Annotated in this window: 17 protein-coding genes; 6 read left to right on the top strand and 11 right to left on the bottom strand. The window is 38.0% G+C overall.

Annotation, left to right across the window (positions count from 1 at the left end):
- The first annotated feature begins 27 nt into the window (after window positions 1–27).
- Window positions 28–816: a Cof-type HAD-IIB family hydrolase gene (locus GQF63_RS08070; protein WP_160368721.1), complete on the top strand. Its 789-nt coding sequence runs from the start codon at window positions 28–30 to the stop codon at window positions 814–816.
- 222 nt (window positions 817–1,038) lie between these two features.
- Here GQF63_RS08070 and trxB read toward each other — a convergent pair whose 3' ends face one another.
- Window positions 1,039–2,007 carry a thioredoxin-disulfide reductase gene (gene trxB / locus GQF63_RS08065; RefSeq protein WP_160368720.1) on the bottom strand — a complete coding sequence of 323 codons (969 nt, stop codon included), beginning with the start codon at window positions 2,005–2,007 and terminating at the stop codon, window positions 1,039–1,041.
- Between the two features lie 18 nt (window positions 2,008–2,025).
- Window positions 2,026–2,958 carry a 3'-5' exonuclease gene (locus tag GQF63_RS08060; RefSeq protein WP_160368719.1) on the bottom strand — a complete coding sequence of 311 codons (933 nt, stop codon included), beginning with the start codon at window positions 2,956–2,958 and terminating at the stop codon, window positions 2,026–2,028.
- 175 nt (window positions 2,959–3,133) lie between these two features.
- Between GQF63_RS08060 and GQF63_RS08055 the strand changes: the two genes are divergently transcribed.
- The 4 genes from GQF63_RS08055 (at window position 3,134) to GQF63_RS08040 (ending at window position 6,314) form a co-directional block, all read left to right on the top strand.
- Complete coding sequence (locus GQF63_RS08055; RefSeq protein ID WP_212592505.1) at window positions 3,134–3,466, top strand: hypothetical protein; 333 nt, start codon at window positions 3,134–3,136, stop codon at window positions 3,464–3,466.
- Window positions 3,467–3,552: 86 nt separating this feature from the next.
- Window positions 3,553–4,365, top strand: a complete 813-nt coding sequence (locus GQF63_RS08050) for an MbnP family protein (protein ID WP_160368717.1) — start codon at window positions 3,553–3,555, stop codon at window positions 4,363–4,365.
- A complete protein-coding gene (locus tag GQF63_RS08045; RefSeq protein WP_160368716.1) occupies window positions 4,358–5,383 on the top strand; it encodes a cytochrome-c peroxidase in 1,026 nt (341 codons plus the stop codon). The genes GQF63_RS08050 and GQF63_RS08045 overlap by 8 nt, the downstream gene beginning before the upstream one ends.
- Before the next feature lies 1 nt (window position 5,384).
- A complete protein-coding gene (locus GQF63_RS08040; RefSeq protein WP_160368715.1) occupies window positions 5,385–6,314 on the top strand; it encodes a transporter family protein in 930 nt (309 codons plus the stop codon).
- 862 nt (window positions 6,315–7,176) lie between these two features.
- Here the strand turns inward: GQF63_RS08040 and GQF63_RS08035 are convergent.
- The 8 genes from GQF63_RS08035 to pyrE form a co-directional block, all read right to left on the bottom strand.
- Entirely contained in the window at window positions 7,177–8,808 is a 1,632-nt protein-coding gene (locus GQF63_RS08035) for a type I restriction-modification system subunit M (protein WP_160368714.1), read from the bottom strand.
- A 5-nt stretch (window positions 8,809–8,813) separates the two neighbouring features.
- Complete coding sequence (locus GQF63_RS08030) at window positions 8,814–9,911, bottom strand: AAA family ATPase (RefSeq protein ID WP_160368713.1); 1,098 nt, start codon at window positions 9,909–9,911, stop codon at window positions 8,814–8,816.
- A gap of 2 nt (window positions 9,912–9,913) precedes the next feature.
- Complete coding sequence (locus GQF63_RS08025) at window positions 9,914–11,185, bottom strand: restriction endonuclease subunit S (protein ID WP_160368712.1); 1,272 nt, start codon at window positions 11,183–11,185, stop codon at window positions 9,914–9,916.
- Window positions 11,172–12,209 carry a PDDEXK nuclease domain-containing protein gene (locus tag GQF63_RS08020; RefSeq protein ID WP_160368711.1) on the bottom strand — a complete coding sequence of 346 codons (1,038 nt, stop codon included), beginning with the start codon at window positions 12,207–12,209 and terminating at the stop codon, window positions 11,172–11,174. Before GQF63_RS08020 ends, GQF63_RS08025 begins: the two co-directional genes overlap by 14 nt.
- Before the next feature lie 6 nt (window positions 12,210–12,215).
- Window positions 12,216–15,227 carry a type I restriction endonuclease subunit R gene (locus GQF63_RS08015; protein WP_160368710.1) on the bottom strand — a complete coding sequence of 1,004 codons (3,012 nt, stop codon included), beginning with the start codon at window positions 15,225–15,227 and terminating at the stop codon, window positions 12,216–12,218.
- Entirely contained in the window at window positions 15,224–15,412 is a 189-nt protein-coding gene (locus GQF63_RS08010) for a helix-turn-helix transcriptional regulator (protein WP_160368709.1), read from the bottom strand. Before GQF63_RS08010 ends, GQF63_RS08015 begins: the two co-directional genes overlap by 4 nt.
- A 949-nt stretch (window positions 15,413–16,361) precedes the next feature.
- The gene (locus GQF63_RS08005) at window positions 16,362–16,760 is read right to left on the bottom strand and encodes an SRPBCC family protein (RefSeq protein ID WP_160368708.1); all 399 of its coding nucleotides are present in this window, start codon (window positions 16,758–16,760) and stop codon (window positions 16,362–16,364) included.
- Window positions 16,761–16,763: 3 nt separating this feature from the next.
- Window positions 16,764–17,411: an orotate phosphoribosyltransferase gene (pyrE, locus tag GQF63_RS08000; protein ID WP_160368707.1), complete on the bottom strand. Its 648-nt coding sequence runs from the start codon at window positions 17,409–17,411 to the stop codon at window positions 16,764–16,766.
- A gap of 22 nt (window positions 17,412–17,433) precedes the next feature.
- On the opposite strand from pyrE, the gene GQF63_RS07995 reads away from it, so the two are divergent.
- Window positions 17,434–18,015: an NUDIX hydrolase gene (locus GQF63_RS07995; RefSeq protein ID WP_246163404.1), complete on the top strand. Its 582-nt coding sequence runs from the start codon at window positions 17,434–17,436 to the stop codon at window positions 18,013–18,015.
- Window positions 18,016–18,076: 61 nt separating this feature from the next.
- Here GQF63_RS07995 and GQF63_RS07990 read toward each other — a convergent pair whose 3' ends face one another.
- Window positions 18,077–19,402, bottom strand: a complete 1,326-nt coding sequence (locus GQF63_RS07990) for a Na+/H+ antiporter NhaC family protein (RefSeq protein ID WP_160368705.1) — start codon at window positions 19,400–19,402, stop codon at window positions 18,077–18,079.
- Between the last annotated feature and the right edge of the window lie 601 nt (window positions 19,403–20,003).

The following is a 20,003-nucleotide window of genomic DNA, read 5'->3' as shown; positions in this document are numbered from 1 at the left end:
TCCGCGGCAATAAACGTACCTTTGTCTATGCAGAATCCACTTGTTAAAGCCGTTTTCTTTGATATCGACGGTACACTATTAAGCTTTAAAACCCACCGTGTTCCTGAATCTACTGTTGAAGCCATCCGCTGTTTACAAAGCAAGGGCATCAAAACCATTCTTTCCACCGGACGCTCCATCAACAGCATCGATCATATTAAGTTTTTAGACTTCGATGGCTATATCACCTTCAATGGAGGCTATTGCCTTACCCAATCGCATGAGGTCTTATTTCGTCAGCCAATCGATAGCCAAGATATTCAATCGGTGTTAGATTATGCTCGAGAGAAACCCCTGAGCTTTTCCTTTATGTCGGAGCAGGAAATCACCATCCATGATGTGACGCCAGAAATTGCCGGTATGTATGCGCATTTAAACCTACCAGTTCCACCTTTAGTGGATATTGAGGCCGTAGATACCAGCAGTATTTTGCAAACCAATATCTTCTTAGGCCCCGAGGAAGAAGAAGAATTTATGAATACCGTCATGCCGAATTCCCTTGCTTCCCGCTGGACGCCCCTCTTTGCCGATGTTAACCCCAAAGGATTAAGCAAAAAGGTAGGGGTCGATATCTTCTGTAAGCATTTCAACATCGATATCAGCCATACCATGGCCTTTGGCGATGGTGGCAACGACATCAGTATGCTAGCACACGTGCAGCTAGGCATCGCCATGGGCAATGCGAATCCTGAAGTGAAAGCCATTGCCAACCATACCACCGATGATGTAGACAACGACGGAATATGGAATGCCTTAAAACATTTCAATATCATTTAGCCTTAAAAAAAATACCTATTTATAGGTATAAAAAAGTAACCGACTAAAAAGTAAATTTGCTATTCCAGCATAGCCTTGTCTATCGTTTGGATTACTTTTACTGAAAATAAAGGGGCTGATGTGAGTTGGTCCCTTTATTCTTTTAGAAGCTTGCAGCAAAGCACAAAAAAAAACCTCCTACAACAAATGCAGAAGGTTTTTTATTAGTTATTTTCTTGTCGCTTATACTACGATATCTTCTCTAGCTACTAAGTAACGTTCTGCTTCTAAAGCAGCCATACAACCTGTTCCGGCAGCTGTAATCGCTTGGCGGTACACATGGTCTTGTACATCACCACAAGCAAAAACACCAGGGATATTGGTCGCTGTACTATCTGCTTTTGTAATTAAATAGCCTGTTTCATCCATATCCAATACACCTTGGAACAATTCCGTATTTGGTTTATGACCGATAGCGACGAAGAAACCGGTAATATCTAAATGCGTTGTCTCTTGCGTTTGGTTATTGATCACACGGATGCCGGTTACCACCTGTCCGTCACCTACAATCTCCTCCGCTTCCGAGTTAAACAATACCTCGATGTTTGGCGTATTCATAACACGGTGAACCATGGCTTTTGACGCACGGAACTCGTCTCTACGCACTAACATATATACTTTTCTACATAATTTAGCCAGGTAAGTAGCCTCTTCCGCTGCTGTATCGCCAGCACCAACGATAGCTACATCTTGTCCTTTGAAGAAAAAGCCATCACAAACGGCACAGGCAGAAACACCAAAGCCATTGTATTTTTGCTCCGACTCCAAGCCTAACCATTTTGCCGTAGCACCGGTCGCAATAATTACCGAATCTGCCGTTAAGGTCTTAGTGCCATCAATCTCTACGGTATGCACACCCCCATCTCTAGAAAAATCTACTTTAGTGGCATAACCAAATCGAACATCTGTACCAAAGCGTTCCGCTTGCGCGCGCAGATCTTCCATCATAATTGGCCCTGTAATTCCTTTTGGATAGCCTGGGAAGTTATCTACTTCGGTGGTTTGGGTCAACTGACCTCCTGGAACCAATCCCGTGTAAACCACGGGTTTCAAGTCTGCACGAGCCGCATAAATCGCCGCGGTATACCCTGCAGGTCCTGAACCGATAATCAAGCATGATACGTGTTCTGTTTCTTGTACTGTGTTATTCATAATCTATATTTATATCCTCTATTTTTTAAACTTTCCTTGCAATTGCATCAACATGTCTGAAGTAATCGGCTTGGCCGGTTCTGCCGCTTTTGCAGGCTTTGGCTGCGGCTTATGCTCCACCGTAGCAGCTGGTTTCGCTTGTTTTTTCGCATTTCTATGCGTATTCCAAAGCAATTCCAACACCTTCTTGGTATACAAAGGGAAATCTCCGTTTTGCATCCAAGCATAATAGCTAGGCTCCACATCAAAAACATCGGTCACCTTCTTGCCTTTATGCTTTCCGAAATTAATCGCCGGGTCGCCATCCTCATCGTAAACAATGCGCCCCGCAAAATCAACCGGTTTACTCAAATTCGTAAATGCATGTAAGGCCTGCACGTCGTTAACAACAGGGGTACTAACCACCCCTAATTTATCTTCAAACTGCGCACCTTCATACTTCGCCAACTGCGCTTTTAACACTTCATAAGTGGCACGCACATCGGCTTCCGCATTATGGGCATTATCTAAATTCTGATTGCAATAGAAACGGTAAGCCGCTTTTAAAGTACGCTGTTCCATCTGGTGGAATATATTCTGCACATCCACAAAGGCTCTACCTTCTAAGGTAAAATCAACGCCTGCACGTAAAAACTCCTCCATCAGCATCGGCACATCGAACTTATTCGAGTTATACCCTGCTAAATCTGCATCGGCAATAAAAGCAGCAATTTCCTCTGCTCGTTCCCGAAATGGCGGGAGATCCTTCACATCGGCATCATAGATGCCATGAAAAAAAGATGACTCCGCAGGAATTGGCATTTCCGGATTGATCCGAAACGTTAAACTCTCCTCCTTACCTCCTGGTAACACCTTCAGGATAGCAATCTCTACAATCTTATCCAAAGAAACATTTACTCCCGTTGTTTCTAAATCAAAAAAGGCCAACGGGCGCTGTAAGTTCAATTCCATGTCTTTTCGCTTTACGTATTTTGCAAACTTTACAAAAGTACAAAAACTATTTATCACAATTACGTTCGTTTCATTATAGTAAATTAATTCAATGTAAAATTTTTACTTACGAACTTTATTTATAGATTTGCAGGGCATAATGAACAGGTTTTTGCTCTATATCATGATTCCTATCATGCTTTTACAAAGCAACATGACCTTATTGATTTCCGCCTCCTTCTATTACAATCAAAATTATATTGAAAAGTATCTCTGTATTCAGCGGAATATGGAAAACAACAGCTGTCATGGTCAATGTTATTTAATGCAAAAACTAAAAGACCAGCAGGAGAAGGAACAACAGAATTTCAAAGTTCATTTTCATGAAGCATCAACGGTAGATGCTGTGGAGTTTTGTTTTGAAAACCCACAAACAGTTATCTTGTTACCGCAAGATTATCCCCTATACCAAAGTTCCTTAAATCCTAAGGATCATATTGGCTCGCTCTTCCACCCACCCCTCGTTTAACTCATTATTCTAAACTATTTGATGCTTCCGTAAACCACGGCAAGCCACCCTATTTATTTTATTTAATACTCGTTAAACGTAAAACCATGAATTTAAAACATACATTGGCTGGCCTTATGTTGCTAGCAACCCTTTTCTCTTGCTCAAAAGATAATGAAACAAACTTCAATGCCGATAAACAAGGTCAGGTAAAACTGAAATTCGATAATATTGTGGGTGGCAAAACATTAGTGCTTTCTTCTTATAATTACAGCAACGGCAGCAACGAACAATTTAATATCGAAACCCTAAAATACTTTATCAGCAATATTAAGTTGACCAATACTAAAGGTGAAATCTATACCGTACCGAAAAAAGATGCTTATTTCTTGGTAGATGCCAGCAAACAAGCCAGTTTATTCCCCACAGTAAAAGTGCCTGAAGGTAAATACCAAAAACTGGAATTTACACTAGGATTGGATAAGGAAACCAACATCCTACCGCTAGAAGAGCGCACCGGGATTTTAGATATCAGCGCCAATGATATGTATTGGGGCTGGAATACCGGTTATATTTTCTTTAAAATGGAAGGTAATTCCCCGGTATCTACCGCTAAGGATAAAAAATTCAGATACCATATTGGCCTATTCGGGGGCGACAAAACCCCAACTAAAGATAACGTAAAAGTTATTCAAGTCGACCTGACGGCTGCTGGTGCTGCCGAAGTAAAAGAAAACCTAAGTTCGGATATCCATTTAATGGTCGACTTAGGAAAAGTATTTGATGGCCCTAATAAAATCAGTATCGCCACAAATAGCACCGTTATGGTTGGCGGCCCGAATGATTTAATCGCAGATAACTATGCCGGCATGTTTAGACATGACCATACCCATAATTTCCAAAAATTAAGCAATGAATAGAAAAGCCCTCCTCGTATTGGGGGTTATTCTGCTAACGGTCATCGCCTGTAGAAAGGCGGATGACCTTATTGAGGAACAATTGCTTGCTTTTGTGCAACCGGCTCACTTCCCTGAGCCGCTGTATAAATTAGCCAGCAACCCCATTACGAAAGAAAAATTTGAACTCGGCAAAAAGCTGTTTTACGACCCGCTTCTTTCCCGCGATAATACCATCTCCTGTGGAAGCTGCCACATCTCCGGCCATGCCTTTACCCATCATGGGCATGATGTAAGTCATGGCATCGACGATCGATTGGGCATCCGAAACAGCATGCCACTCATGAACCTGGCCTGGAATGAAACCTTCTTTTGGGATGGTGGTGTTATCCATTTAGACCTCTTTCCTGTTGCCCCTATTGAAAACGAAGTAGAGATGGATGAGAAGTTTCCGAATGTGCTGAAAAAACTCAACAATTCTCCGGAATACCAGAACCTCTTTCAAAAAGCGTTTGGTAGCAAAGAAATCACCAGCATCAATATGTTAAAAGCCATGTCGCAATTTATGCTACTGATGGTTTCCGACCAGTCCAAATACGATAAGGTGGTTCGCAAGGAGGCGACGTTTACAACAGAAGAAGCGGCAGGTTATAGCCTTTTTAAAAGCAAATGCAGCAGCTGCCATCAGGAACCCTTATTTACCGATCATTCCTTCCGCGATAATGGCATTGGCATTAACCCGGCGGGCGACCTGGGGCGCTTTGAGATTTCCCAACTGCCAAATGACAAGCTTAAATTCCGGGTGCCGACTTTACGCAACCTGGGATATACCGCACCATTTATGCACGATGGCCGATTTCGAACCTTGGAAGCTGTCATTACACATTACCGCCGTGAGGTGCAGGCGACGGAAAACCTCGATCCTATTCTTCGCGAAAATATGGGGATTTCCCTTTCCGATCTGGAAGTACAGCAATTGCTGGCCTTCCTCAATACCTTAAATGATGAAACTTTTATCAAAAACCCTTTATTCCAAGAATAATATGAAAAAAATTGCACTTGCCCTCCTCCTGCTAGCCAGCATGCCTGTTGCCAAAGCCTGCGACATCTGTGGTTGTGGTGTGGGTGGCTATTATATCGGTCTTCTGCCCGATTTCAGCAAACGCTTTATGGGGGTTCGCTATCAATTTAACCGATTGACCACCCAATTGGATATCCATGGCAACCGCACCGCCTTAACAACCGACGAAAAATACCAAAGCATGGAACTTTGGGGCGCCTGGAATATTGGTCAGCGCTGGCGCGTATTGGCTATCCTTCCATATAACTTCAATGAGAAATATACCGAAGGTAATGACCTTACCCGGAAGAAAAACGGACTTGGCGACGTGGTGATCAACGGTTATTTCAAACTATTTGATGGATCACAAACCACCGCCAACAGCAAATTACTCGTTCAATCCTTATGGCTAGGTATGGGTGTAAAACTTCCTTCAGGTGCTTATGACGTACAAGAACAGCAAAATGCGGTCGCTACAAACCCGAATATCTTTCAGCTGGGAACCGGAAGTTTAGACTTTATCCCAAGCTTGATGTATGATATCCGTCTGCAAGATTTTGGCATTAATGCCAATGCCAGTTATAAGATCAACACCGAAAATAAAGACGATTACCGTTACGGAAATAAGTTTGCCGCCAATGCAGCCGCCTATTATAAAATTAGTTTAGGCATGGATAAACGCTTGGCGCCAAACCTAGGTTTGTCCTACGAGCGTCAGCAAAAAGACCATGCCATGGGTTATAAAGTGGAAGAAACAGGCGGACACTTGTTAAATGCCAGTGTGGGCCTAGAAGCCAACTTCAAACGGGTGTCTGTAGGTGCCTCTTTTCAAACGCCACTGAACCAAGATTTAGGAAAAGGTAGAATCGATGCCGGCAACCGCGTGTTGACCCATGTTTCCTTTGCCTTTTAATTCACAAAAAAATAAGTTAGCCTCAACAGGAACAGCGTAGAAGAATTTCAGTTTATAAGTAGAAATTGATATAAAAATATGGTTTATGGGTAAACCGACTCTTGATAATTCTTCTTGCTGGATCTGTTGATTCCAACCTATATATTAAAGTTTTCAGGAAAAAGCTCTATCGGTTGATTTACTAGGCTTTAAAAATGATAATCAAAAAAGTTAGGTATAGATTTAGTAACGGTGCTTATTACTATGCTTTTCAACGTATTTCCGTTAGCTCAAAGCAAATAGACAAAATCATGTTTGTTTAATATAATTAAACTGTTTTATTGTATTTCGGGATAGTAAGACCCGAAGGGAGATTACTCATGGGGGGGAGGAAAAGCCACCAGTAAATAAAGCAAAAGAAATGAAACAGGTTGAAAATTCAAACGTCAATATGTTTGCCCAAATGGAAGTTTTGTTAGGAATCAAAAATGAATTACTGTTAATTAGAGAATATTTCCACTAACTCAAAAAAGGGGAACTCTATATTTCAGACAAACAGGTTTTCGAGATGCTTCCCATCAGCAAACAAAACTTGCAAAATTAAAGGGATGACGGACTGATACCTCTTATCAAACTCGAACGGAAAATCCTTATCCGTAGAAGTGATATTAGCAAGGTGTTGGAAGGTAATTCTCAGCATTAGCCGATTATGTGAAACTTTTCCTGTTTAAATCATTTAAAAAAAACAGCCCACTGCTTAAAGCAATGGGCTATGTTGTTTTTGTGAAACTTATATTAAGTATTAATCGAATTTCTAGGTTACAAAATTCTTTTCGCAAATTCTAGATCTTTTTTGCATTTAAGATCAATTATCCATGGTCTTTTATATTGTTTTCAATCCCAATTCTTTCAAATATTCATTGTGTTGGTTGGTACTGCTATTGATTTTTCGTTCAATTATTTCCAATTCCCTATGCACCTCTTTTAAATCGATAATCACTTCATCTTCTGCTGTACTTACATAACGGGAAATATTCAAATTATAACCATTCTTCTCTATTTCATCCATCGAAACTATACATGAATATCGCTCTCTTTCACTTCGAAATTTGTAAGTTTCTACAATATTTTTAATATGGTTCTCACTAAGTGAATTTTGTCGTTTTTCTTTTTCATAATGTTCAGCTGCATTAATAAATAATACATCCTCTTGTTTTTTACATTTTTTTAATACTAAAATACAAACAGGAATACCCGTAGAATAGAACAAATTGGGAGGCAGACCAATAACCGTATCAATATGGTTGTCTTTCAACAGTTTCGTTCTTATGCGCTCTTCTGCACCACCACGAAACAGTACTCCGTGTGGCAAAATAATCGCCATCGTACCTTCTTTACCAAGAAAGTGAAAGCCGTGCAATAAAAACGCGAAGTCGGCTGCCGATTTGGGCGCTAAGCCATAGCTTTTGAAACGAAAATCTTCACCCATTGCTTCGTTGGGTTCCCAACGCAAACTAAATGGTGGATTGGCAACTATGGCGTCAAACTCTGTTTTTTTGCTTGGGTTCATTTCGTTGAGTAATTCCCATTGATTGAGCAATGTATCGCCGTGGAATATCTCAAACTCGGTATCTTTCATCCCGTGCAATAACATATTCATTCGGGCAAGGTTGTAGGTGGTAATATTCTTTTCCTGACCGTAAATTTTGCCAATACTTCCCTTAGCGTTCTTTAATTGATTACGAACATTTAAAAGTAAAGACCCCGAACCGCAAGCCATATCCAGCACTTTATCCAACTTCGGTTTCAGTCCTGTTGTAGGGTCTTGGCTGTCTAAAGTAACGATTTCGGAAAGAATGGTTGAAACTTCTTGCGGCGTGTAAAATTCTCCTGCTTTTTTTCCTGAACCTGCGGCAAATTTACCAATCAGATATTCATAAGCATTTCCAAGTGTATCGGTATCCGTTGAAAAATCAGCAATCCCTTCAGCTATCTTTCCAATAACCTTACAAAGTTTATCATTCCTTTCTTTTGGTGTTTTTCCTAACTTCTCCGAATTGAGATTAATTTCAGAAAAAAGTCCTTTAAATGTAGTACCAAACGATTCGTTTTCGATATAGCGAAATCCATTTTCAAGTGTTTCTAATAAATCATCATTTTGAGTACGAGCCAATTCGGTAATGTTGCTCCATAGGTATTTTGGTTTGATTACATAATGCACTTTTCTACGCATCTGTTCTTCAAATTCTTCTACATCTTCCTCATTATTTTTGTACCATTCTTCTAACGGTGGCGGAATTACAAAATCGGGTCTTAAATCTTTTGATTTAATTTCAGGATAATCCTTTCCCAATTCCTTTTTAGCAGCTTCCTCGTAGTTGAACGATAAATACCGAAGAAAAAGAAACGAAAGCATGTAATCACGGAAATCATCCGCATTCATTGCTCCCCGTAAATCATTCGCAATGTTCCAAAGGGTATCGCCTAACCTTTTATGTTGTTCTTTTTGTGTCATTTTATTTAGTCTTTAGGAATGATAAACCTGTATTTGTCCATAATTCTTGATAATACTTCGTTAAATATTTCTAAGTTATCAGGTACAGGCTTGTCTATTTGTTGATAATAAACATTTAAGTGTGAAAGTGCATTTACTATAAAAGCCACGCGGTCTTGATCGGTTATTCCAATCTGTTCCAAAACGTAACTAAATTGTCCAACACCAAGAAATGAGGCAATATTCTCTAATACTTGCCTTAACAAAGCAAAATGATAAATATAAACTTCTTTAGAATCGGCAGCTTGATTTAAAATTTGAAGTAATCTCAAATGATAAAGAAATACACCATCTTTAGTCTTTATCAGTGACAAATCTTCACTATTTCCTTCAAGTATAAATTCTTTGTACTTCTTTGAATTGTCTCTATTTCTGAACTTGCTGGATTTCTCTCCTTTTCCAAGCATATCCGACAAAATAGTCAGAAAACCAAAGTGATGCGATGTAATTAAGATTTTTCTTTTTTCAAACTCTTTTTCTATTAAATCAAATACAGTATAAGCTGTAACAAAAATATTATGGTCATCTAGACTTGAAACCGGGTCATCAATAAAGAAATGAGCATTTTGTGTATTTGCCCAGCCGTCAATCTCCAATAGTGCTAAAAAGAAACACCACACAAAAATCCGTTCTTCACCTCTTGAAATTTTTATTGAGGTTTTACTCTCTGTATCTTCTAATTTGTAAAAAGTAACTGAAGCGAATCCATCTTTTTCAAAGTCACGATTTGGATCAAAAAAGAAATTGTATTTCCTTTTGTAAGGAATTAGCTTTTTTTCGACATCTTCTTCGGTCATTAAACTGTGAAGACGATTTAAACTACTAAACTTAATGTCGAGCTTGATATTTTGCTCACCGTTATCATTGTCATTATCCCATACAAACAAATCTTCACTAAAAGCATTATAATAAACCCCTATATGTTTACCATCATCAGGTTTTTTGGTAATATTTTTGTATTCAACAGACAATCGGGTTTTACCCGTTGCATTGAATGCGTAGATAAGAATGATATTTTCTTTTAAATCTTTTAACTTTTGTGCTATTTCATTTACTGTACTCATTATTAATCATTCATTTTAGGAAACAGACCCTGCATCAAGCCTTTTTTATGCTGTTTCAATTGTTCTATTTGCTCGGTTTGTGATGTGATGAGTTCATCTAATGCAGAAAGACAAGATGCGATTTTTTGTTGTTCTATCATTTTCGAAGGCAAAAAAACTTCTATATCTCCAATTTGTTGGAAAGACAAATTCGGAGGTTCATTCCCTGCAATATTTTTATTAATATTCTCAATCATTTTTGTTGTTTGAAGAAGATAATAAACAAAACTACTGTCATTGGACGTTACTATTTTTCCGACACGTTGATTTAATAATGAGTCATTAAAAGCTTCATCAATTCGAGCGATTTTCAGCTTCATATTTAAAATGGGACGAGTTAAAGCTAATACATAATCACCTTTCTTTACCAAGAAGTTCTTATATTTTTCTTTAAACTCCATAGGTAAAAAAGACTGCGTATCATTTTTCATTTCTTGGATACCCACATCAGCTATTTTAATCCATCTTGTCCCGCTACTGACATTATCATTACTTGCAAATGCATATCCTTGAAATATTGAAAACACTTGCTTTACAGGTTTTTTCTTCCACTCCCCATCATTCTCAAACTCCTTAAACCTATATCTAGGTACTTTCTCCCCCTCTTTAGGAAAAAGATTTTGCATCAAGCCTTTTTTGTGGTCTTTGAGTAGCTCCAACTTTTGGTTGTGTGCTTCTATCATTTCGTCTAGAGAAGTAAGACAGGAAGCGATTTTTTGTTGTTCGAGTTTTAAAGGTGTCGGTAAAACTATACTAAAGAAATCATCTGCTTTAATGTTCAAAAGACCATCCATTCTTGCACCACTTGTAATGAATTGCATTAATTGGACACCGTGATAATTATTATCAAAATAGCCTTGGAAAAAATCACCAACGAAATTTGACTTAAATCTAAAACTTATAAAAGCATTAGGAACGGCAACTTGTTTGAACTCCTTTAATTTGTAGATACAACCTTGCGGAAATCTTTTTGAATTACCTTTATTATATGAAAATTCTCCTTCATTTAGTACAATGTAATTTTTGTATTGGGCACCAGAAATGTCTCGACTAAATTTTTCTGCTTGAGATACAAAACCAGTTCCTGCACTAATACTTGCAGTAGTAAGCTTCTTATCGTTTACTTTTTCTTCTATACGCTCTGCAACTTCCCCCAATGTTTTCTCTTCCCATTCACCTTCATTCACAAATTCAGGAAAACGCAATTCAGGTATCAATTTTTTATTCTTGCTCATTTTCTCCTTGTGTTGCGTTTATTTCGTTCAATACTAGCGCTTGCAGGTCGTCTTTAGGTAATAGCAACTGATATTCGGCTACACCAATAGGCTTATTAATGTCCTGCAAAGCAATTTCTACATCCAAGTGATCTTTATCGGCACAAAGAATAATGCCAATAGATGGATTCTCGTTTTCGCCTTTCTCCAATTTATCCAATAGGGAAAGATACAAGTTCATTTTGCCTACGTATTCGGCTTTAAAACTGCCAATCTTTAGTTCAATAGCCACCAACGATTTTAATCCTCTGTGGAAGAAAAGCATATCTACAAAGTATTCTTTGTTGTTATATTCCAATCGGTATTGGTTACCTATAAATGAAAAACCTTTGCCTAATTCCAATACAAAATCCCTGATTTTGGTTATCAACCTGTTTTCTAGTTCCAATTCTTTTACAGGTTCTGTAATACCCAAAAACCCGAGATTGTAAGAGCTTTTAAATACTTCGTTGGCATATTCGGCACTTATTTCGGGTAATGTATTCCTAAAATTATTGGTTTTTAGTTGGTTGTCGGCACTGCTATAGCTGTCCATTTTGATGGCGTTGAGCAATAAATCTCTTGACCAGCCTTTTGTAGCGACTTCATTGGCATAAAACGCAACTGCAGAAAGAGATTGGACTTTGTCTAATAACAACAAATTATGTCCCCAAGGTAAAACTGCTACGCCCTGTAGCAGTTTTGCATCTACTTGATAATAACGCTCATAAAAGCGTTTCATATTCCACAAGTTGCGTGGAGATAAACCCATATCGGGGAATTCGTTTTTGAGGTCAATAGACAATTGTTTTACAACACCACTGCCGTAGCCTTCTTCTAACTGTTTTTCAAAGAGTAGTTTCCCCAAATTCCAATATACGGAATTTGCAGTACTGTTTACCTGCTTTGCAATTAGCGTTCGGGCGGTGTTAATTTGGCTTATCGCTTGATGTAAAATTTCCCGATACTCCGAAACATTTATATTTATTTGAGGTTGATTACTCATTTCTTTTTATTTATTATCATAAGCAGCTAAACCGCTTATTTCTCTACCTTGAGCTAGTTTTTTTAATTGAGGCACAAGGTCTTCCATTAAGGATAATTCTTTTGCTCTGCGTTCTTTCCAGCTTAAATCTAAAGGCTCCAACAAATCCGTTAATTTTTCTCCATCAAAAATCATACGGCTCAAAATCGTATCTACAAAGGTTTTTACCACGGTGGTTTGTAAGCCGTACTTATTGGCAAGCGTTGCAATTTCCTTATTATATTTTTCGTCTTTAAATGTATCGTAACCTTTGCGGAGTTCCTCTTCACTTAATCCTTGATTCCAATCTAAACTATCAATATACTCCGATAAGTCTTCTTCCTCGTCCATTAAATTGGAATTGGATTTTAATAAACTTTTTACTTGTTCCTTGGTCATCTTCTGCTTACCTGGTTTCATTCCAAGGGTTTCCGCAGTTAATCTAATTATGTAGTCATAATCAATTACAGCAGAAGCAAATAACACAAATTCAAAATCCAATTGCTGAATATCATCGGAAGCATTATTACCTTCTTTTTGCTGTATTTCCCTCAATTGTTTTGCCGTTTCTATATATGAACTGCGGAACTCCTGTAAAGTTTCTTTAGATAATATGGCTTCAATTTTTTCCTTTTGTCTGTCGTCTAAATCTGTATATTGGTCAAGCTGTGTTTTAAGTCGCTGTACTTCTTTAAAATTTTTAACAAAGGCAATCCGAGCTGCATCACCTTTTAGGTTGTAAACTTCTTCTGGTTCTCTGAGTAAATTGTTTTCTTGCATAAATACACCTAATTTTTCAACAGCTTCTTTATACTTGTCAATCATCACAGGTGCAGGTTCAACCAACCAAATTTCTCTTGATTTTTCTTTATTATCTTCTCCCGAGAATAAAGCAATAGCTTGGTTTACGGCTTCTTGTTGTGAACGAAAATCGAGAATATTTCCATACGGTTTAGTGTCATTCAACACACGGTTGGTTCTGGAAAATGCCTGAATCAATCCGTGATATTTCAGGTTTTTATCCACATACAAAGTGTTCAAGAATTTACTATCAAATCCCGTGAGTAACATATCTACCACAATAGTTATATCTATTTTTTCTTTGTGAGGTACGTCTTTGTTACTATATTTTTGGTCTTTGATACGTCTTTGTACATCTTGATAATACAAATCAAATTCGTTGACATTATGATTGGTTTTATATTGTGTATTGTAATCGGCAATAATTTGCATTAATGCCTTTTTCTTTTCTTCGGGATTTTGCTGATTATCCTCTCTTTCTTGTGTTAAATCTTCTTGAAGTTGCTTGATGTCAGCTGCATTCTTTTGACTTCTTTGATCTCCATCTTTTGTCATTAATTGAGCAGGTGGAGAAAATACGCAAGCGATATTTAGCGGAACAAAGTTTGGATTATCATTTTGCATTATCTTTTGTAATTCCTTGAAAATTTGATAATATTCAATAGCGTTATTGATAGAGGCTGTTGCCAATAATGCATTGAACTTACGTTCGTTAGTTGCTGCATCGTGTTTTTCCAGAACAGCCTCCACTACGGCTTGTTGGGCAATCGCTTCGCCAGGCTTGGCACTCTTCGAGCCTTCGCCTTTGAAATAATCAATATGGAACTTCAATACATTTCTATCGTCTATGGCGTGTGTTATAGTGTAAGCGTGTAATTCTTTTTCAAAAATATCTTGTGTGGTTTTATAAGACTCATATTCTCCTTCACGTATTTTATAAGTAGCATTGTCAGGAAAAATAGGTGTTCCCGTAAAACCAAATAATTGTGCATTAGGAAAAAATTCTTTGATAGCTTTATGATTTTCACCGAACTGCGAACGGTGACACTCGTCAAAAATAAAAACAATACGTTGTGTGCTTAACGGCTCTAAACGTTCTTTGTAGTTTTTCTTTTGGGTAGCATCTAAAGCCAAACCTAATTTTTGAATGGTGGTAACAATTACTTTATCAGCATAGTCAGTAGAGAGTAAACGCCTTACCAACGTTTCAGTATTGGTGTTTTCCTCCACACTGCCTTCCTGAAATTTATTAAACTCCTCACGAGTTTGTCTGTCCAAATCTTTCCGATCTACTACAAACAAGCATTTTTCAATTTCGGGATTATCCTTTAAAAGTGTAGATGCTTTAAAAGAAGTCAGTGTTTTACCGCTTCCCGTAGTGTGCCAGATATAGCCATTTCCACGATTTTGATTGACACATTCTTCAATAGCTTTTACAGCATAAATTTGATAAGGTCGCATCACGAGCATTTTCTGCTCACTTTGCACCAATACCATATATTTGCTAATCATCTCGCCCAATGTACATTTCTTAAGGAATTTATCCGTAAAGTCTTCAAGATGTTTAATTTTCCTATTTTTTTCATCTGCCAAATGATAAGCAGGTAAAAATTGCTCATCGGCATTAAATTGGAAATGTTGTTTTATATTGTTCGCAAAATAAAAGGTGTTTGTTCTGTTACTTACAATAAACAACTGCATAAAGCAAAGCAGTGAATTTCCGAAACCATTTCCCGGTTCGTTCTTATAATCCACGATTTGCTGCATTGCTTTTCGTGGTGAAATGTCCAATTTTTTCAATTCAATTTGCACCATCGGCAAACCGTTGATAAGCAAAATCACATCGAATCGTTGGTGGCTGTTTTCCGTATTAATACGTAATTGGCTAACGACTTCATACTCATTTTTGCACCAGTCTTTGATATTGACCAATGTATAATGTAAAGGTGTTCCGTCTTCACGTTGAAAATACTGTCTTTCACGCAAAACTTTAGAAGCAGCAAATACATCAGGATTAATGATTTGTTCCCGAAGTCTTAAAAATTCACTGTCAGAAAGCCGAACACGGTTTAATTCTTCAAATTTAGTCTTGAAGTTTTGCTCCAGTGTTTTTCTGTCAAAAATATCTGGACGATGAATAAATTTCAGCCCTTTTAGTTGCTCAATTAGTTGTTCTTCTATTTGGTTTTCTTTACTCATTCTTCTATCAATAAATCTTTTGCATTAACGCCTAAAACTTTAGCAATTCGATACAAATCCTCAATGCTTGGTTGTCTCAAGTTTCGAGCATACTCGTTAACGGTGTTGTAACTTTTGTTCAACTTTTTTGCAAGCCAAGCTTGTGAGATTCCTTTTTCTTTCAAAACGTCTTTAATTCGGTTCATTGAAGCCTAATTAATTTTTAACTGTTTAAAGATACTCAAATTACACTGTCCAATAGTGTAAAATATCACAATATTGTAGTGAAAGGCAAAGCCGTTATTTAGCATTAAGTGTAAAAAATTTCATAATTATTAAGCTAGAGTATTAATGCGTATTAACTCCATTTCGATAGCCATTTGAATTTTAAAACGGTTTGCGTCCGACCCAAAAAATTAACAGATGTTATCAATTTTTAATGGTTTTATTAGTCTCAAAATTGTGAAACTAAAGACTGTTCCAAATCTTTTAATTTGTGTGATATCTTTTACATATTCTTTACTACTTTTTCATTCAATATCTTGGCTTAAATCTATGTTGTTGCAATATAATTATACACAAGCATTTTGCTCAAGTTTTCCACTGGAACATCCTCAATTAAAAAAGAAGTAGCAAACCTATTTTGCCTAATATAAAGTTAATTTCAGTTCTCAAAGTTGTCAAAAATTTGTGATATTAATTTCAAACTAGCAATGAAAGCAGTGTCTAAACAACTGGAAAAACCTTTTCTCCTGTTGACTATTCTTCCTATATTTCGATAATCATTTTCGGAATAGCAAATAGCAATTTCATTGAACAATGTTGTTGTCCTTTTTGGAATTCTTGTATTCGCTTAACAAGTTGAAAACAAGATGCTATTTGCATATTGGTAATCGGCAAATCTTAGTAAATCCAATTCAAAGCAATCACATGCTGTTTTAGCTCACGCTGTTTAAAGCCTGTAGTCCTTTAGAACCAATAAAACGCGGTAGTAAAGCCTGTAATTACATTCGTTTTCCCTGTTTCTAATTTCTAATATACTTTTATTGAAAATTTAATTCACAATAAAAGCAGCTCTAGAGCTGCTTTTTTATATATTTTCTTAACAATGCTTTTCTGAATGAAGCGATTGTTTTTTAATAGCGATTGTTTTGCTTATCCGAGTACTTCCTTCAAGCGACTTACTTGATGATCGACTAGTTTTTGCAATGGCCCAGATGCCATCATTTTCATCATCATATTTAATTCTGCTTCAATAACGAAACTTGCTGTGGTACTTTCGGCACTTGCTTCATCCAATTTCCAACGTAAGGTAATGGCGAAAGGTGCTTCCTCTGAAGGTACACATACCAATTCTTTGTTTTCAATCCGTTGGCTGATGCGTAGCGCAAGCTTTGCCATGTTCTTAATGGTAAAACGAGCCTCATCGGCTGTCGATGTCCAATTGTAAATATTATCAGGCATCAATTGCTCATGATTATTTAAATCGGCTAAGAATTGATAAACCTCCGCTAGAGGCTTATTGATTTGTGTAGAATTTTGTATAACAGTCATAGGTTATTCTGCTGGATTCCAGTTTGCTGGATCTTGTCTCCATTTTTCTAATAGTTCGATGTCAGACTCCATGATGTAGCTGTTGGCGGCAGCAACATGGATTAAGGCTTCATAATTACATAAACTATGGAAGGTACATTTGGCATCTTCGAAATTCTTGCGGGCTTCATCGAATCCATAGGTAAAGATGGATACCAAGCCAACCACATTACAGCCTGCTTCGCGTAGCGCTTTCACAGCCACTAAGCTACTCTTGCCGGTAGAAACCAAGTCTTCGATAACCACCACACGCTGACCGCTGATGACCTCGCCTTCAATCATATTCTGGCGACCATGGTCCTTAGCGCTGCTACGTACATAGGAAAAAGGAAGACCTAAGTCCTGCGCCACTAAAACGCCTTGGGGAATTCCCGCCGTAGCCACCCCAGAAATCATATCCACCGAGCCAAACTCCTCCTGAATACGTTGAGAAAGCTTCTGTCTGATGTAGGTACGAATCGCCGGATGTGACAATGCTACACGGTTATCACAATAAATTGGTGACTTCCACCCCGACGCCCATGTAAAAGGACTTTTAGGTTGTAATTTTATTGCTTTAATTTGCAATAAGGATTCAGCAACTTTTTGTTCAACCTCATTTAAATAATTCATGGCACAAATTTATAAAATTTATATGAACCAATCTCTGTTAATTTTGGCAGATTTTGCACCTAAAATCGAGGGCATTACCCAAACGATTGGTTTACAAGACATTGATCTGGAAAAACTTTTCAACCAATCGCTCAACAAGACTGAAAAAAATGTCTACCTATATGTACAGCCGAACATCGAAAAAGTTTTCAAAAGCCTGATTGCTGACCTACGAATCATAAAAGCTGCCGGCGGCCTTGTTAAGAACGGCGAAGGCCATTACCTATTTATCCATCGTCTCGGCAAATGGGACCTGCCAAAAGGCAAAGTGGAAGAAGATGAAAAGATGAAAGAAGCGGCTCTACGCGAGGTAGAGGAAGAATGTGGCCTTAAAATAGACTATTTAGGCCGAAAAATAATGACCACCTACCATACCTATACCATGCGTAATAAATTTGTGTTGAAGCAAACTAAATGGTATGAAATGGCGGTAAACGAAGTGCCAAAACTAACCCCGCAGAAAGAAGAAGATATTGACAAGGCGATTTGGGTTAAACCCGCCAACCTGGACAAAATTAAAGCCGATACCTATCCACTGATTTTGGATGTTATTGAACATATTTAATGCAAATGAAGGGAACCTTGTTACAGGTTCCCTTCTTATTTTAATATGCTTTAAGTAGCCCTTATGCTGTAACAGCCTTAGGCCCTCTTTTTCTAAATAGAATAAAAAGAATGGTAACCACTCCGATCAGTAAAGGATAATACAGGTATTGCATAATATCTATAGGAGACAGCAGTGCTTTTTGTTGCTCGGCCAATACCATATTCGCTGCTGCTAGGGCGGCCAACAGTTGGGCACCATAAGGAACAATTCCTTGCATAAAACAAGAAATCGTATCTAAAATACTCGCTACACGCTTTCCTTCCAATCCATTTTTATCCGAAATTTCTTTTGCTATAGGCCCTACAATTACAATGGTAATGGTGTTATTTGCAATGGCCATATTCACCAAGCCGGTTAAAAAGGCAATGCCCAGTTCGGCCTTTTTCTTTGAATCGATGCGTTTGGTTACAAACTGCAACAAAAAGTCGATCCCACCATTCAGTCGGATAATTCCTACGACACCCCCGATAATTAAACAGAGTATGCTCAGCTCAAACATACCAAAGAAACCGTCGTTCATGGATTTTAAAACCTGTAGAAAGTCGATGGATCCACTGCTTAAGCCAATAATAGCGGCAATTAAAATACCTATGCCTAAGGTAAAAATTACATTTAACCCGGCAAGCGCAAGAACAAACACCGTAATATAAGGTACAATTTTAATGAGCTCATACTCCCCGACCGGAATTGCCGGCAATTGCTGCATCATGGCATTTCCCTGTACCGCATAAATAATCAGCACCAATATCGCTACGGGCAGCACCATTTTAAAGTTGACCTTAAACTTATCGCTCATGCTCACCTGTTGCGTACGTGTTGCCGCAATGGTGGTATCGGAAATAAAAGAAAGGTTATCGCCAAACATCGCTCCGCCAATAACCGAAGCCAAGGCCAGCGGCATAACACCAGCAATATTAGCTTCCAAGCCTACCGCAATGGGTGCAAGAGCCACAATAGTCCCCACCGAAGTACCTAGCGAGGTGGAAATAAAACAGGCCACCAAAAACAATCCGGAGATGATATATTGCGGCGAAACATACGTTAATGCAAAATTAATGGTCGATGAAATGGCCCCGATGTTTTTGGAAAGCTCACCAAAAGCTCCCGCCAACAGGAAGATCAAAATCATGATCAGGATATTCTCATCGCCCGATCCTTTAGAAAAATGCTTCAACTTTTCTTGAAAAGGCACTTTCGGAAATTGAAAGAAAGCCACAAAAAGGGCCAACATAAAAATTACCAGAACAGGCAAAGCGTAGAAATCGCCTAGCAAATAAGACCCTGAAAAGTAAATAAAAACAAAGAATAATAATGGCAGTAAGGCCCAAAAATTGCCTTTCTTCATATACTGGGATTAATGTAAAACGCACAAAAGTAAGGAATTCAATGGAATATTAGCGGACTTGCGAAAAAAATCTACAAAACTAGTCGTGTTTAACCTTTAATTTTTGGTTTCATTTTTGCACTTCATATCAAGGAATAACTCTTGTATCTTATCATTAAAATTTTCACACATAAAAAATTTGTGTAACTTTAATGTTAAATACCAATATAAACACTTATTAAACAAACATGAAAAGGACGCCATTGACGAACTTGTTCCTTTTACTACTGGTCGCGCTCGTCTTATTATTTGCAACAACATGTTTTGGCATTCACTAAAACACTCAGGAAAAGAATGAAAAGGGATAGTTAACATCCCTTTTTTTTTATGGACTGCAGTAATGGTTTTGGAATGGGTATTTGGTGGGCTTTTGTTGCAGCTTTTTTCAACCCTATCTTCGCCTACTGCAAAGGGGTGTGAAAGGGATGTGAAAGGGAGGAGAAAAGGGAGAAGACGGAAGGTGGTACATTGTTTTTTTACCGATTTGTTGTCGTGCTGCCATCTTTTTGTCATCAATTTGTCATGGTGAGCGGAGTCGAACCACGAACCACGAACGACTGGT

The organism is Sphingobacterium humi, assembly GCF_009768885.1.
GTDB classification, from domain to species: domain Bacteria; phylum Bacteroidota; class Bacteroidia; order Sphingobacteriales; family Sphingobacteriaceae; genus Sphingobacterium; species Sphingobacterium humi.
This window is presented reverse-complemented; position numbering and strand designations above follow the sequence as displayed.

Excerpts from the sequence above, each read along its gene's own strand:
- GQF63_RS08040 (WP_160368715.1), top strand. The coding sequence starts at position 5,385 with ATGAAAAAAATTGCACTTGCCCTCCTCCTGCTAGCCAGCATGCCTGTT.
- GQF63_RS08055 (WP_212592505.1), top strand. The coding sequence starts at position 3,134 with ATGCTTTTACAAAGCAACATGACCTTATTGATTTCCGCCTCCTTCTAT.
- GQF63_RS08050 (WP_160368717.1), top strand. The coding sequence starts at position 3,553 with ATGAATTTAAAACATACATTGGCTGGCCTTATGTTGCTAGCAACCCTT.
- pyrE (WP_160368707.1), bottom strand. The coding sequence starts at position 17,411 with ATGAATTATTTAAATGAGGTTGAACAAAAAGTTGCTGAATCCTTATTG.
- GQF63_RS08060 (WP_160368719.1), bottom strand. The coding sequence starts at position 2,958 with ATGGAATTGAACTTACAGCGCCCGTTGGCCTTTTTTGATTTAGAAACA.
- GQF63_RS08045 (WP_160368716.1), top strand. The coding sequence starts at position 4,358 with ATGAATAGAAAAGCCCTCCTCGTATTGGGGGTTATTCTGCTAACGGTC.
- GQF63_RS08015 (WP_160368710.1), bottom strand. The coding sequence starts at position 15,227 with ATGAGTAAAGAAAACCAAATAGAAGAACAACTAATTGAGCAACTAAAA.
- GQF63_RS07995 (WP_246163404.1), top strand. The coding sequence starts at position 17,434 with ATGAACCAATCTCTGTTAATTTTGGCAGATTTTGCACCTAAAATCGAG.
- GQF63_RS08025 (WP_160368712.1), bottom strand. The coding sequence starts at position 11,185 with ATGAGCAAGAATAAAAAATTGATACCTGAATTGCGTTTTCCTGAATTT.
- GQF63_RS08010 (WP_160368709.1), bottom strand. The coding sequence starts at position 15,412 with ATGAACCGAATTAAAGACGTTTTGAAAGAAAAAGGAATCTCACAAGCT.
- GQF63_RS08020 (WP_160368711.1), bottom strand. The coding sequence starts at position 12,209 with ATGAGTAATCAACCTCAAATAAATATAAATGTTTCGGAGTATCGGGAA.
- trxB (WP_160368720.1), bottom strand. The coding sequence starts at position 2,007 with ATGAATAACACAGTACAAGAAACAGAACACGTATCATGCTTGATTATC.
- GQF63_RS08070 (WP_160368721.1), top strand. The coding sequence starts at position 28 with ATGCAGAATCCACTTGTTAAAGCCGTTTTCTTTGATATCGACGGTACA.
- GQF63_RS07990 (WP_160368705.1), bottom strand. The coding sequence starts at position 19,402 with ATGAAGAAAGGCAATTTTTGGGCCTTACTGCCATTATTATTCTTTGTT.
- GQF63_RS08005 (WP_160368708.1), bottom strand. The coding sequence starts at position 16,760 with ATGACTGTTATACAAAATTCTACACAAATCAATAAGCCTCTAGCGGAG.
- GQF63_RS08035 (WP_160368714.1), bottom strand. The coding sequence starts at position 8,808 with ATGACACAAAAAGAACAACATAAAAGGTTAGGCGATACCCTTTGGAAC.
- GQF63_RS08030 (WP_160368713.1), bottom strand. The coding sequence starts at position 9,911 with ATGAGTACAGTAAATGAAATAGCACAAAAGTTAAAAGATTTAAAAGAA.